This is a genomic window from Photobacterium angustum (genome assembly GCF_003026365.1).
In the GTDB taxonomy this organism is placed as follows: Bacteria; Pseudomonadota; Gammaproteobacteria; order Enterobacterales; family Vibrionaceae; genus Photobacterium; species Photobacterium angustum.
Genome location: NZ_PYOM01000029.1, coordinates 39,773 through 53,599 on the forward strand (window position 1 = coordinate 39,773; position 13,827 = coordinate 53,599).

The following is a 13,827-nucleotide window of genomic DNA, read 5'->3' on the forward strand; positions in this document are numbered from 1 at the left end:
GCGCCTGTTGATGGGTGTTTTAGTGCGCACAACTGGTTATACTAGCGAAAATCATTCTCATCCCTACGTCTCTATCTTTGATATTAAAGGCGTAGCTCAATCGTGGTATCAGATATGAAATTCAAGGATCTGCGAGACTTCATCGCCTATTTAGAACAGAACGGGCAGTTGAAGCGAATTAAGCAGGCAGTCGATCCAGATCAGGAAATAACGGAAATTAGCGACCGCACCTTACGTGCTGGTGGTCCCGCATTATTATTTGAAAATCCTATTGGCTACGATATGCCGGTACTGGCTAATTTATTTGGTACCCCACAACGAGTGGCAATGGGGATGGGGCGATCTGAAGTTAAAGAATTGCGTGAAGTCGGTAAGCTGTTGGCATATTTGAAAGAGCCTGAGCCGCCACGTGGTTTTCGTGAAGCGTTAGATAAATTACCGGCGTTTAAGCAAGTGCTTAATATGCCAGTGAAGCGTCTGCGCAATGCACCGTGCCAAGAGATTGTGTGGCAAGGTGATGACGTTGATTTAGATAAAATCCCTGTGATGAGCTGTTGGCCTGATGATGTTGCACCATTGCTTACATGGGGATTAACGATCACCAAAGGGCCACATAAAAAGCGCCAAAACTTAGGCATTTATCGTCAGCAAAAAATTGCTAAAAATAAAATCATCATGCGTTGGCTTGCTCACCGTGGTGGCGCGCTTGATTTACGAGAATGGATGGAAACCCACCCCGGTGAAAAATTCCCAATCACCGTCGCTTTTGGTGCCGATCCTGCTACTGTTCTCGGTGCGGTAACGCCTATTCCTGATACTTTATCGGAATATGCCTTTGCTGGCTTACTTCGTGGTCGTCGGACCGAAGTAGTCAAGAGCCTGACCAATGATTTAGATGTGCCTGCGAGCGCAGAAATTGTGATGGAAGGTTATATTGATCCCGAAGAGTTTGCCGATGAAGGCCCTTATGGCGATCATACCGGTTACTATAACGAGAAAGAGCGTCATCACGTCTTTACTATCACGCATATCACAATGCGTAACGATCCTATCTACCACAGCACTTACACTGGTCGTCCGCCAGATGAGCCTGCGGTATTGGGTGTGGCACTCAATGAAGTCTTTGTGCCTATTTTGCAAAAGCAATTTCCTGAAATAACCGATTTTTATCTACCGCCAGAAGGGTGCTCATACCGTATGGCAGTAGTGACGATGAAGAAGCAATATCCAGGTCACGCCAAACGAGTGATGATGGGGGTGTGGTCTTTCCTGCGTCAGTTCATGTATACCAAATATGTCATTGTGTGTGACGAGAGTGTCGATGCACGTAATTGGGATAGCGTGGTAGAAGCCATGACAACCCATATGGAACCTGTACGTGATACCTTGTTCATTGATAACACGCCGATCGATTCCTTAGATTTTGCCTCACCAGTGGTTGGTCTTGGCTCTAAAATGGGCTTAGACGCAACGGTGAAGTGGGATGCTGAACTTGCTAGTACGCTATCGATTGAAGCCGAATATGATAATCAATTTGATGTTGAAGCAGGTATTGCTGCTTTACGTGACGCTTACCCTGAGATCATTGATATTTACTTACCGACAGCAAGTAAGCAGAAGATGGCGATTGTAAGTATTACCAATACAGAAGCGGATCAAGCACAGCGTGTAATGCAAGGTATTTTGGACTTCATTATGCAGTTTAGTGATGCAAAATTTGTTATCTTGTGTGATCAAGACGTCAACGTGCGTGATTGGAACGATGTTATTTGGGCGATCACTACACGTATGGATCCTAGCCGTGATACGTTACAGCTAGCGTCAACATTAGACCAAAGTAGTAAGCTTGGATTAGATGCTACTAATAAATGGCCTGATGCAGTGGCACGTGAATGGGGCAACCCAATAGTTAAGAATCTGCAAGTTGTCGCGAAAATAGATGCTATCTGGGATCAACTTGGGATCGAGATATAACTGTTTATCGCTATACTGAGCGATAGAGTTATTATTATTTATCGCTGATCGTTAGAGCTTGATCAGCAAGAGAAACTATTATGTACCAAGTACGCCTGTTGCCACATAACATCACCTTTACTGCGTCAGCGCAGCAAACGGTATTACAAGCAGCGCTCGACGCAGGCATCGCTTTCCCCAATCGTTGTCAGGTAGGAGCATGTGCTATGTGCATGTGCCGTAAAACATCCGGCGAAGTGAGTTATCAGTTAGAGCCTATGCTCACAGAAAACGAACAAGCTGAAGGATGGATTTTTACCTGCCAAGCGATGGCAGAAAGCGACTTGGTGTTAACGTTAGACTAGAGGAAAACCATGTCTATCCAGTGCGAAGTAAAGTCAGTACAACCCTTAGCTGCGAACACGTATCGCATTTTGTTAAAGCCTGAGCAGGTGATTGATTTCAAAGCCGGACAATATCTGCTTGCTGTAATGGGTGAGAAAGATAAACGTCCTTTTTCAATTGCGAGCAGCCCTTGCCGAGAAGGCGAATTAGAGCTGCATATTGGCGCGGCAGAGCAAAATGCTTACGCACTAGAAGTTGTTGAAGCGATGAAAGCAGCATTAGACTGCAATGAGCCTGTGGTAATTGATGCTGCACATGGTAATGCATGGCTACGTCACGAAAGTGAGCGTCCACTATTGATGGTTGCTGGTGGTACGGGCTTTTCTTATATCCGTAGCATGCTAGATAATTGCATTAGCCGTGGTTTGACCCAGCCTATTTTTGTGTACTGGGGAGGACGCAGTATTGACCAACTGTATGCTAACGATGAAATGCAGGCGTTAGCTGAAAAACATGGCAACATTACTTATGTGCCAGTGGTTGAAAATACCCCTGAAAACTGGTCAGGCAAAGTCGGTAATGTATTGGATGCTGTTGCAGAGGATTTTGTTTGCCTATCAGCGTACGACATCTATGTATGTGGTCGTTTTGAAATGGCAGGTGCAGCCCGTGAGCGTTTCTGTAGTGATAAAAATGCGCAAAGAGAACATATGTTTGCTGACGCATTTGCGTTTATTTAACTATTAAATGTTTAAACCAAAGCCAGCGTTAAACGCTGGCTTTGTTGTTTTTATAACAAGCGACTTATCGTTGGCTTTGCTGAACTTTGCGTTTCACCCAGGTTTCATTTAACCACAGTGAAAACATAATGATCACGCCACCTATAACCAAACGTGGATAGTCGACATCACGATTCCAAATCACAATGTTCACAATCAACCCCGCAGGTACCAGTGCATTATTCATGATAGCAAGAGCGCCCGCATTGACTAACGTCGCCCCTTTATTCCAGATGAAGTACCCCAAACCTGAAGCAACTACACCAAGATAAATCAAGATCCCCCATTGAGTATCGGTCGTCGGTAGCTTGTCGTTATTGCCAAACAATAAGAACATCGGTAACGCGATACAGATAGCACCAATGTAAAACCAGCCAAATACCGTATGTTGTGGCAGCTCTGTGGTTTCTTGTTCGATAATTCGCTTATAGCCCACTTGCCCGATAGCAAAACACAGGTTTGCCCCTTGAACGATGAAAAAGCCGATAATAAAGTTTTGGTTGATGCCTTCAAATTTGATCACAGCAGCACCTAATACTGCAATGGCTGCGGTGAGCAAATACCACGGAGAAAACTGTTTATGGAGTGCATCGTAAATCAAAGTGACATATATCGGGGTGAAAATAGTAAACAGTAATACTTCAGGCACACTGAGATATAAAAAAGATTGGTAGTAGAAGCAGTACATGATCCCTAATTGGAAAGCGCCAACCATCATTAATTTGAGCGCTAATTTGGGACGGATGTGTTTAAAGCGTAAAAAAGGGATAAAAACTAGTGCGGCTAAACTGACACGAGTTAATACAGAAAACCAAGGGTCAACCTGACCTGCAAGGTAGACGCCAATTAAGCTGAAAGAAAACGCCCATAAAAGGGTGATAACAGATAAATATCCCATTACGCGAGCAACATCCATTTGAAAAATTAAGGATATTCAGTGTAACGAAAGTTAATCTTGTCGCCTATGAAATATAGAGTAGAAAATAACAGGTATGAGCAGCAGCCAACGGTGTTGGCTGCTGGATTAAGAGAGTTATAGCAAGATTATTTCAGTGGAACCATTAATAAATCAACAGGCGTACGGCTTAGTAGTTGGCGAGTTGATGATAAGATTTTGCTCCAGAAATCTTGATGGTGACCACAAATCACCAAATCGATATCCATGTTTTTTATCGCATGACAAATTTCTTCACTCAGATCACCACTACCTACAAGGGTATGTGACACAGGATATTGTGCTTTTTGTGCCAGTTGATGAAGTCGTGCTTGCGCATCATTTTCAGCGCGCTCATGCATCTCAGCTAAATTAATATCAATGAGTCCGGTGTATAAATCGGCGTAATCAACATCGATATGGATCAGAGACAACTTAGCATCGAGGGCTTTGGCTAATAGCGCTGCCTTATGGACTAATACTTCGCTATCGTCTGATAAATCAATGGCTGCAAGGATATGTTTATAAACCATTAACTGACACTCCATATTCATTAGGTATAATTCATACTAGCATTGAGTATGGGGCAAAAATATCGATTTAGTCGCACCTTATTGCGAAGTTAGTGGTTAATTATTTTTCAAAAACAGTAAGCGGTTTTGCTATTAATTTCGTACTTTGTGAGAATAAAGAGAATAATCTCAGTATTTTTTTTCGTTAGTTGCATTCTAAACAATGCACAGTGACAATGTCTTGATTACACTTAAACAAACAGGAGTAGTGCAATGCTAGCCAAGGCTATGGTTGATAACCTAAACGAGCAAATCAACTTAGAATTTTTCTCTTCAAACCTATACTTACAGATGAGTGCATGGTGTGAGGATAAAGGTTTTGAAGGTGCTGCTGAATTTTTACGTGCTCACGCCGTTGAAGAGATGGAACATATGCAACGTTTGTTTACTTATGTAAGCGAAACGGGCGCATTGCCAATTCTTGGTACTATTGAAGCACCAAAACACGAATATGCATCATTAGGTGATGTATTCCGTGAAACTTACGAGCACGAGCAATTAATTACTAAGAAGATCAATGAGCTTGCTCATGTAGCATTTACTACGCAAGATTACTCAACATTTAACTTCTTGCAATGGTATGTATCAGAGCAACATGAAGAAGAAAAATTGTTTAAAGGTATTTTAGACAAAATTGAGTTAGTCGGTGAAGACGGTAAGGCACTATTCTTTATTGATAAAGATTTAGCCGCGATGGCAAAAGCAGAGTCTACATCTGTTATGGATTCACAAGCCTAATATTGATAGGGAGCGAATTTGCTCCCTTATCTCCCGGCGTGTGGAACCGCATTTTTTGGGAGAATATATATATGAGTAGTGATGCATTTCTTTTCGCACTTTTTTTAGTGGCAGTTGTTAATACGTTCCGTTATATCAGCACCTTAAGAACATTGCTGGTGGTAATGCGAGAATGTGACCCTCTTTTGTATCAGCAAGTGGATGGGCGCGGTTTTTTCTCTTCTCAAGGTAATGTTAGTAAACAGATCCGTTTATTTCATTACATCCGCAGTGAGCAATATAAAAAGCATCATGATCCGGTCTTTATGGCGAAATGTATTAAAGTACGTAAGCTATTTGTTCTCGCCAGTACCTTTATGATCACCTTTTTTATCGCGATCTTTGCGGTTGCCTTTCTTGGTTACTAACACTTCTTTCGACAGAGTACGAAGAACCTTATCTTGTGGCTAGCTATGCGCGTGTCTGATGTTTAGTATGATCCCAATATAAAATATGACGGATAGGCTATATTGATAGCCTGTTTTTTTGCGTATCGCTAATCATAGAGAATCAGAAACGTTATGGAAAAGTTCATATATTGGTGGTCGTCGTTAGAAAAGGGCGCATCTGTCGATTGGCTGTATAACATTGGCTTACTGTTATTGTTGAGCTCGGTGTTATGGGGTGGATGGATCTTATTGTCACGTCGACTAGCTACAGTGGCAGAAAAAAGTCAGTTTATTTGGGATGACGCATTAATCAGTGCGATCCGCGCTCCTATTACTTTATGTATTTGGGTTTGGCCGGGGCTGCTGTCGATAGGCATATTGGTCGATAACTTGACCAGTTATTCCAGCACATCCTTATCGACTCTTCGTCATTTGTTGCTGATCTGGACCATTATTTGGACGCTATTTCGTTTAATTTCCAATATGGAGCAGACCATATTGGAAAACCGACCACAGCGTGATGCGACAACCGTTAATGCGATATCAAAGATTTTGCGCTTAATCGTCATGGTGTTTGGTGGCTTAATTGCGATGCAAAATCTGGGCTTGAGTTTATCAGGCTTACTCACCTTTGGTGGTGTTGGTGGTTTAGTTGTCGGTATGGCAGCGAAAGATCTACTGGCGAATTTCTTTGGCGGTATGATGTTATATTTTGATCGTCCGTTTAAAGTGGGTGATTGGATCCGCAGTCCTGATCGTCAAATTGAAGGTACGGTCGAGAAAATTGGTTTCCGTATGACCATTATCCGCACCTTTGATAAGCGTCCAATGTATGTCCCAAACTCTGTGTTTAGCTCGGTGGTGGTAGAAAATGCGTCTCGCATGCTCAACCGTCGTATTAAGCAAAGTGTCGGTTTACGTTATTGTGATGCTGCTGTGGTGGGTGATGTCGTTCGTGACATAAAAACCATGCTACAAAACCACCCAGACATCGATACTCGACAAACCTTGATTGTGAGCTTTGATACTTACGGTGCGTCGTCACTTAATATCTTGGTATATACCTTTACCAAAACGGTTGAATGGATTAAGTACAAAGACGTACAGCAGGATGTGATGCTTAAAATTGTTGAGATTGTACATTCGCATGGGGCAGATTTTGCTTTCCCAACCACAACATTAGATATGCCTGCTGCGGCATCTACGGCATTGGCCTCTATTGAGCGTGTTCAGCAAGCTTAATAGGTTTGTTATCAGGATAAATTATTACGGTTGGTATTACGCCATTAGGTAGGTAAAATAGCTGCCGCGAGAGAGAAAGGATGCTAGCGACTAGCATCCTTTTTTCGTTTTTCCCTTAGTGTTTTTGAAAGGCAGATAGTAATTCATGACAAATAAATACGATGTCGTCATTATCGGTGCTGGTGCTGCAGGGCTGATGTGTGCAGCTGAAGCGGGTAAGCGTGGTCGCTCTGTATTGGTGGTTGATCATGGTAAGAAGCCGGGACGTAAAATCCTGATCTCAGGTGGCGGTCGTTGTAACTTTACCAATATGGATGTGGCCGCGAATAATTTTGTTTGTCGTAATCCACACTTTGTGAAATCTGCGCTATCTCAATACACCCAATGGGATTTTATAGGCATGGTATGCCAACACGGGATTGATTATGAAGAGCGCGATCATGGCCAGTTATTCTGCCTAGATTCAGCAAAAGACATTGTTCAAATGTTATTGTCTGAATGCGATATGCCGAATATCGCCCAGCGTTACCAAGTTGATGTTCATAGTATTGAAAAGACTGAATCTGGATTTACTTTAGGACTTAACACTGACACTGTCAGTTGTGAATCGCTGGTGGTCGCAACCGGTGGTTTATCAATGCCAAAACTGGGTGCAACCCCGTTTGGTTATCAAGTTGCTGAGCAGTTTGGCTTAAAAATGATCCCAACCACTGCTGGCCTTGTACCGTTTACGCTGCATGTAGAAGATAAAGAAGCATTAGCTGATCTGTCTGGTATTGCAGTACCAGCGGTCGTTGAAACTGAAGATGGCACTTCATTTAAAGAGAACTTACTGTTTACTCACCGTGGTTTATCCGGTCCTGTGATTTTACAGGTATCGTCATACTGGAAGCCGGGTCAGAAGATCACCGCAGACTTACTGCCGCATTTAACCTTGGCTGACACCTTAAATGAGATGCGTGACGCACATCCAAACCAAAGCTTGAAAAACTCGCTGTCTCGCTTACTGCCGAAGCGTTTAATTGAAGCGTTAATTGAGCGTGGTGATGTGCAAGATAAGCCGTTAAAGCAGCTTAATCATAAAGAGCTGGCATTACTGAGTGAATACTTCCACCAATGGCAGATCGCGCCAAATGGTACAGAAGGCTATCGTACAGCAGAAGTGACATTAGGCGGTGTGGATACCGATGAACTATCCTCAAAAACCATGGAAGCGAAGAAAGTGAAAGGCTTGTATTTTGCTGGTGAAGTGATGGATGTGAGTGGTTGGTTAGGTGGCTATAACTTCCAGTGGGCATGGAGCTCTGGTTATGTTGCTGGGCAATATGCCTAATCTATTTTATACGATATCTTGTCTCTAGTTTTAATACTCTCTTATTAAGCAAGATAAGAGAGTATTACCCTGTCTATCAATATGTTACTGACTTTTCTTGTTTGAGCGTGTCTTGCAGCCAAGCAATGACGTTTTGTACTTCTGGTCTGTTCTGTTTTTCTTTCTTACTGACGATGAAATAGCTACAACGGCTTAATACACTATGTGGAGTAAGCTCTGCTAATAAGCCTGCTTTTATTTCATCGTTGACAAACATTCGATGTGTTACAAAAACACCCAACCCTGCGATAGCAGCTTCAATTGCCTGCACAGAACTTTGAAAATAACGTCGCTTGGAATTGTTAGGTACATCGACGCCTAAGCTTTGACACCAATGTGTCCAATCAGAGTCACGTAGAGAGCGATCCACCCAAATCGTTGGCTGTTCAGCAAAGTAGTTATTTAAATCATCAGGAAGAGGCTTTTTTGAGGGGCTACCGACTAGCACCAACCTATCTTCATTCCAAGGAACCACGTTGTATTCAGGCCATTCATTTCCCTCACCATAACAAATAGCAATATCAAGGCTATGGGGAAGGAGCTCTAATGCCAACGTCGAATGCGTAGAAAAGCGTAAATCAATATCAGGATACTTTTCTTGTAATGCTGGCATTCGAGGAATTAACCATTTTAGCCCTAAGGAAGGAATAATACTGATAGAGATCTGCTGCTGAGAGGTTAACTCTCGAAGAGTTGCCTGTTCAATGATATTTATCCCCTCTTGAATGGCACGTTGATAGCGTTTTCCATCTTCTGTTAACGTCATTTGACGTGTTGTGCGATGAAATAACCGTTTTCCGAGATAGCTTTCAAGGCTTTGAATACTTTGACTAACAGCAGAGTGAGTGACGCACAACTCATTGGCTGCTTTAGAAAAATTAAGGTGTTTACATACGCTGAGAAAAACAGGCAGCGATTTTAATGGCGGTAGATGCTTCATTTTCATTTGTTAGAAAAACTTACATAACCGTAAGTATATATCGTTTCTCTCTATTGTCGTTAAAAACTAAAATACAGTGAAAACAATATGAAATAGTCGTATTTAGCAGGATATCTAATTGAAGTGCTAATGACCTAACAAGAGAAAATTATGATGAAAAAAGCATTACTCGTTATCGATTTTATTAATGATATTGTCCACCCCGACGGAAAAATCCCATCATGTGCTTCGCATGTTCAAGAGCAAAATGCGATACCCCATACCAACCAAGCGCTTGCATATGCCCGTAAAAATGATTGGTTAGTGATTCTCGTTAAAGTCGGATTCGAGTCCCATTATTATGCCCAACCGAAAAACTCACCAATCTTTGGTTTGGCTAATCAATATAAGGCATTGCAGTTAGGCTGCTTTGGTACTGAATTTCATGATGATTTAGATGTACAACCGAGTGACTTTATTATTGAAAAACCAAGAATTAGCCCTTTTTACGGTACACCATTAGAAGCGGTTTTACGTGCGAACCGTATTGAACATGTGTATTTAACTGGTGTGAGTACCACTTTAGCTATTCAATCGGCGACCCGAGATGCACATGACCGAGATTATCAAGTAACGATCATTGAAGACGCTTGTGCTGCTGACAGTCAGCAAACACATCAACAGTCTATTGAGTTGCTTTCTCGACTTGCCGAAGTGATCAGTGTTGAACAGCTTACCTGTTAGTAATTGAGACAAATATAAGAGCATAAAGCCGATGAAAATGACATGGGGCTATAACCAGTGGCATATAAAACAGACGCTATCTGCATGGTGTGATGTGCCAACGCTTGTTTGTATGACGGTTGCTATTTTTCCCTGTTTCATTGTGGCGTGTATAACTGGCGATCATCGTTATCTGCAACTGGGGTTGGTGAGTGGGGCACTATTTTGTGTGCAAAATAGTTTAGGTTTGAGTGGGTTATTAGAAACGTGCTTACATTGGCTGGCTATTATTCTGGGTTTTACGGTCCTTTATTGGGTGCAAAGCTCTCCACTGTTGTTTGCTTTGTTCAGTGCTTTATTGGGTGCGATTTGCGCCAGTTTTTCTTATTGGGATAAAAATTTAAAATCGTTAGGAAATTGGATATTGATCCCTGCGTTATATTTAAGTTGTGAGCTTTATGATCGTGTAAACCCTCATGCATTTACTCTTGCGTATATAAAATTGCTTGAGCAATTACCCGTTACCTTAATTGGACCAATATTGGTTTTAGTCTGTTTAAATATGGCTAAAATACCGAAAGATCGGACATATGCTCTGATTGGTAGGGATCATCCCTATATCGTTAAAAAACAACCAGCGGTCATTTATTCGGTATTAAGTATTTTCTTCGCTATTTTTATGACCGCTGTTTTTGTTAAATATTTCGCTATAAAGCAAGGACAGTGGGTTATTTGGTCTTCGGTGAGTGTGATAACCGGAGAGCTAAGTAGCATGCATAAAAAGTTTAAACATCGAGGTAGAGGGGCGGTATTAGGTTTAAGTTTAGGAGGAGGGGTTGTTTATTTATCGTCATTTATTGGAAGTGTCACATTGCTTAATAGCTTTGCCGCTTTTCTTATTCCTTTAACTCTAGTCATTAAACCTTATCCAGTCGCTTTTACATTACGTTGTATGCTTATTGCCATTGCTGCTGGTTCGATGATACATACAGAATCAATTGCGATGGTTCGAATGTTCGATGTTGTATTGGGGGGTGTGATTGGTGTGATAAGTGTTTATGTCGTGACTTATGTTATTAGCCCTTTATTGAAAATTAAGAGAGAAAAAGAGGAAGATTGAATCGACATTTAAATATAAAATCTTTATTTTAAATTTAAAATGACTACTATCAATGAGTTAAATTGATAACCAAAAATTATAGAAAATAAACCTTTACAATTATTGGTTATAAGACAATAATGGCGTCGCTCTGTTGTTCAGAGTTATTAATGCAACATCAAGTAAAAGTAAAACCTCAGAATTTCTTCGTTATTGTCGTCATCCTCAGTGTTTCCCTTAGCTTCATCGTCACATTCAATAATTCAAGCTTTCAGCGCATCGTGATTTTTTATTGCGATAACTCATGAATTTTAAATTAAATAAGGGACACAATATGTCTACTGGTATCGTTAAGTGGTTCAACGAAGAGAAAGGTTTCGGTTTCATTACTCAGGATAATGGCGGCGCTGACGTATTCGTTCATTTCCGTGCTATCGCTTCTGAAGGTTTTAAAACTTTGGCTGAAGGCCAAAAAGTTTCTTTCGAAGTAGAGCAAGGTCAAAAAGGCCTACAAGCAGCTAACGTTGTAGCGCTATAAGAATTTAAGTTGGCGCAAATAGTTATATACTATTTGCGCCGCTTTCAAAGTAAAAATAATTAGTTATACCGTACCATCGAAAATAATAACCACTTCCAATATCTGCTTTTGTTTGTATTTGTCGTTACGTTCCTATTTCCCTCGTTACCTATAATAGATAGATTTTATACTCATTTTATAATTTAAATGTACTAAGAAATATCTTTCTTAGAAGTTCATTTAAATTAATGATAAAGCTAAGGATATGCTTATGTCTCGATCTCTTGGTCGTAAACGATTTTGGTTTCAACAAAACCGCCCTGTAAATACAATAAATACACAAAAAAAAGAAGCAGTAAAATAATGAACGTAAATTTTAACTTATTAAAAAACAAACATTCTTGGAACTCAACAATTCATCAGTTAAATAGTGATGTATTAACCCGACATGTATTAATGAAAGGGAATGTTGATAATGTGGATATTAATTTCTCATACTGTGAAAAAACCGGTAAAGGCGATATTACTAATTCCGATAATAAATTAATTGGTAATTTCACTATCTCATATTAATACTCAGAGAGTATTAAATTAATCGAATAAACACATTCGCTTAATTTAATAATCTTACTCGCTGAAAATTGAAATTTGTCATCTTTTTCGTAGAAGAAAACTGTTTATCGCTGCATTTATGTTGTTTTATCCGTGTTTCCCTTTGCTTTCTCGATAGTTCAAACATCGTTATTTCGGCCGTCGCATGTTGCGACACCTCAATGAAATACATATAAGGGACACATAATGTCTAATAAAACACTTGGTTTAGTAAAATGGTTTAACGAAGAGAAAGGTTTTGGTTTTCTAACTCAAGACAATGGCGGCGCTGACGTCTTCGTTCACTTCCGTGCCATCGCTTCAGAAGGGTTTAAAACCTTAGCTGAAGGTCAGAAAGTCTCATTTGACGTAGAGCAAGGCCAGAAAGGTCTGCAAGCGGCAAATGTGGTTGGTCTGTAAAGACTGACGATCAGGTAGCGGCGTCGCTGCTAACTGAACATCTACTAGGGTGTTTAACTAAAGAAGATATTAGTTAAATGTCTTACTTGCTGAAAATTGAAATTTGTCATCTTTTTCGTAGAAGAAAACTGTTTATCGCTGCATTTATGTTGTTTTATCCGTGTTTCCCTTTGCTTTATCGATAGTTCAAACATCGTTATTTCGGCCGTCGCGTGTTGCGACACCTCAATGAAATACATATAAGGGACACATAATGTCTAATAAAACACTTGGTTTAGTAAAATGGTTTAACGAAGAGAAAGGTTTTGGTTTTCTAACTCAAGACAATGGCGGCGCTGACGTCTTTGTTCACTTCCGTGCCATCGCTTCAGAAGGGTTTAAAACCTTAGCTGAAGGTCAGAAAGTTTCATTTGACGTAGAGCAAGGCCAAAAAGGTCTGCAAGCGGCAAATGTTATCGGGCTATAAGTTTATCTGCTGATAAGCATGAAATGCTGGCTAAGGCCGGCATTTTTTATATCTGTAATTTGGCGTCATTGATTGCGATGTAATACGCACGATATTAATTTTATGAATGGAATGACATAAAAAAATCCCCACTCAAAGAGCGAGGATTTAGGTAGTCACGTTATCGACTTAGTCGATTATAGAGCGTCTTTTTTGATACAAAGAACGTGGTATTTACCGTCTTCGATCTCTGCGCCTTCAGTTTCGTGTTCGAAACCTGGGAATTCTGCATCCCATGCTTCTAGTGCTTTCAAGTACTGGATTTGAGGACTTGTTTCGTCACCGAAGTTTTCACCACCCATTAGCATTGGGATGCCTGGTGGGTAAGGGATAACAGAGTTCGCTGCAACACGACCCACTAGCTTGTCAGAAGGTACTAGCTCAACTTCATCAGATACGACGAACTGGTAAGCAGTACGTGGTTTCACTTCCATTACAGGAAGGCTTGAGTAAGCATGGTTTAGTACTTGGCTTGGGTTATGGCGAACTAGGTATTCAAACATCTTGTTACCTAGATCTTTAAGACCAAGACCTTTGTACACTTCTGGTGCTGATGCAACTAGCTCAGGTAATAGTGTTTCGATATCTGCGTTAGCATCGTAGTGACGCTTGAATGACAACAATGTGTTGATCAATGTGTCACGCTTACCTTTAGTAATACCCATTGAGAATAGGAACATTACTTGGAAG

General features: G+C 40.8%; 17 protein-coding genes. 13 read left to right on the plus strand and 4 right to left on the minus strand.

Annotated features, from left to right (window positions below):
• The first annotated feature begins 114 nt into the window (after positions 1–114).
• From ubiD to fre, 3 genes are all read left to right on the plus strand, one after another.
• Positions 115–1,974, plus strand: coding sequence for a 4-hydroxy-3-polyprenylbenzoate decarboxylase (ubiD, locus tag CTN01_RS21570; protein WP_045150482.1), 1,860 nt, complete (start codon positions 115–117; stop codon positions 1,972–1,974).
• 77 nt (positions 1,975–2,051) lie between these two features.
• The gene (locus tag CTN01_RS21575; RefSeq protein ID WP_039872837.1) at positions 2,052–2,318 is read left to right on the plus strand and encodes a 2Fe-2S iron-sulfur cluster-binding protein; all 267 of its coding nucleotides are present in this window, start codon (positions 2,052–2,054) and stop codon (positions 2,316–2,318) included.
• A 9-nt stretch (positions 2,319–2,327) separates the two neighbouring features.
• On the plus strand, positions 2,328–3,038 hold the full coding sequence (gene fre / locus CTN01_RS21580; protein ID WP_045150474.1) for an NAD(P)H-flavin reductase: 711 nt from the start codon (positions 2,328–2,330) through the stop codon (positions 3,036–3,038).
• A gap of 64 nt (positions 3,039–3,102) precedes the next feature.
• Here fre and CTN01_RS21585 read toward each other — a convergent pair whose 3' ends face one another.
• Together CTN01_RS21585 and CTN01_RS21590 are read right to left on the minus strand one after the other, a co-directional pair.
• Positions 3,103–3,975, minus strand: a complete 873-nt coding sequence (locus tag CTN01_RS21585; RefSeq protein WP_045150475.1) for a carboxylate/amino acid/amine transporter — start codon at positions 3,973–3,975, stop codon at positions 3,103–3,105.
• 146 nt (positions 3,976–4,121) lie between these two features.
• Entirely contained in the window at positions 4,122–4,544 is a 423-nt protein-coding gene (locus CTN01_RS21590; protein WP_045084678.1) for a universal stress protein, read from the minus strand.
• Between the two features lie 252 nt (positions 4,545–4,796).
• Here CTN01_RS21590 and ftnA point away from each other — a divergent pair, with 252 nt between their 5' ends.
• The 4 genes from ftnA to CTN01_RS21610 all read left to right on the plus strand — a co-directional run bounded on the left by ftnA (position 4,797) and on the right by CTN01_RS21610 (position 8,324).
• Entirely contained in the window at positions 4,797–5,321 is a 525-nt protein-coding gene (gene ftnA / locus CTN01_RS21595) for a non-heme ferritin (protein WP_005372142.1), read from the plus strand.
• 71 nt (positions 5,322–5,392) lie between these two features.
• The gene (gene uspB / locus CTN01_RS21600) at positions 5,393–5,728 is read left to right on the plus strand and encodes a universal stress protein UspB (protein WP_005372140.1); all 336 of its coding nucleotides are present in this window, start codon (positions 5,393–5,395) and stop codon (positions 5,726–5,728) included.
• 153 nt (positions 5,729–5,881) lie between these two features.
• Positions 5,882–6,991 (plus strand): mechanosensitive ion channel family protein, encoded by a 1,110-nt coding sequence (locus CTN01_RS21605; protein WP_045084680.1) that lies wholly within the window; start codon positions 5,882–5,884, stop codon positions 6,989–6,991.
• A 145-nt stretch (positions 6,992–7,136) separates the two neighbouring features.
• Complete coding sequence (locus CTN01_RS21610; protein WP_045150477.1) at positions 7,137–8,324, plus strand: BaiN/RdsA family NAD(P)/FAD-dependent oxidoreductase; 1,188 nt, start codon at positions 7,137–7,139, stop codon at positions 8,322–8,324.
• A gap of 76 nt (positions 8,325–8,400) precedes the next feature.
• Here the strand turns inward: CTN01_RS21610 and CTN01_RS21615 are convergent, their stop codons facing one another.
• Complete coding sequence (locus tag CTN01_RS21615) at positions 8,401–9,309, minus strand: LysR substrate-binding domain-containing protein (protein WP_045150479.1); 909 nt, start codon at positions 9,307–9,309, stop codon at positions 8,401–8,403.
• A gap of 147 nt (positions 9,310–9,456) precedes the next feature.
• Between CTN01_RS21615 and CTN01_RS21620 the strand changes: the two genes are divergently transcribed.
• The 6 genes from CTN01_RS21620 to cspE (CTN01_RS21645) all read left to right on the plus strand — a co-directional run bounded on the left by CTN01_RS21620 (position 9,457) and on the right by cspE (CTN01_RS21645) (position 13,098).
• Positions 9,457–10,026 carry a cysteine hydrolase family protein gene (locus CTN01_RS21620; protein WP_005372121.1) on the plus strand — a complete coding sequence of 190 codons (570 nt, stop codon included), beginning with the start codon at positions 9,457–9,459 and terminating at the stop codon, positions 10,024–10,026.
• A 31-nt stretch (positions 10,027–10,057) separates the two neighbouring features.
• Positions 10,058–11,125, plus strand: coding sequence for an FUSC family protein (locus CTN01_RS21625; RefSeq protein WP_045150480.1), 1,068 nt, complete (start codon positions 10,058–10,060; stop codon positions 11,123–11,125).
• A 283-nt stretch (positions 11,126–11,408) separates the two neighbouring features.
• Positions 11,409–11,642, plus strand: coding sequence for a transcription antiterminator/RNA stability regulator CspE (gene cspE / locus CTN01_RS21630; protein ID WP_039861059.1), 234 nt, complete (start codon positions 11,409–11,411; stop codon positions 11,640–11,642).
• Between the two features lie 342 nt (positions 11,643–11,984).
• Positions 11,985–12,194, plus strand: a complete 210-nt coding sequence (locus tag CTN01_RS21635; protein ID WP_005372115.1) for a hypothetical protein — start codon at positions 11,985–11,987, stop codon at positions 12,192–12,194.
• Positions 12,195–12,419: 225 nt separating this feature from the next.
• On the plus strand, positions 12,420–12,632 hold the full coding sequence (gene cspE / locus CTN01_RS21640; RefSeq protein WP_045084685.1) for a transcription antiterminator/RNA stability regulator CspE: 213 nt from the start codon (positions 12,420–12,422) through the stop codon (positions 12,630–12,632).
• Positions 12,633–12,885: 253 nt separating this feature from the next.
• Positions 12,886–13,098 (plus strand): transcription antiterminator/RNA stability regulator CspE, encoded by a 213-nt coding sequence (gene cspE / locus CTN01_RS21645; protein WP_045084686.1) that lies wholly within the window; start codon positions 12,886–12,888, stop codon positions 13,096–13,098.
• Between the two features lie 176 nt (positions 13,099–13,274).
• On the opposite strand, the gene CTN01_RS21650 is transcribed toward cspE (CTN01_RS21645), so the two are convergent.
• The coding region (locus CTN01_RS21650) for an Orn/Lys/Arg family decarboxylase (RefSeq protein WP_487246539.1) at positions 13,275–13,827 on the minus strand (553 nt) is incomplete at its 5' end.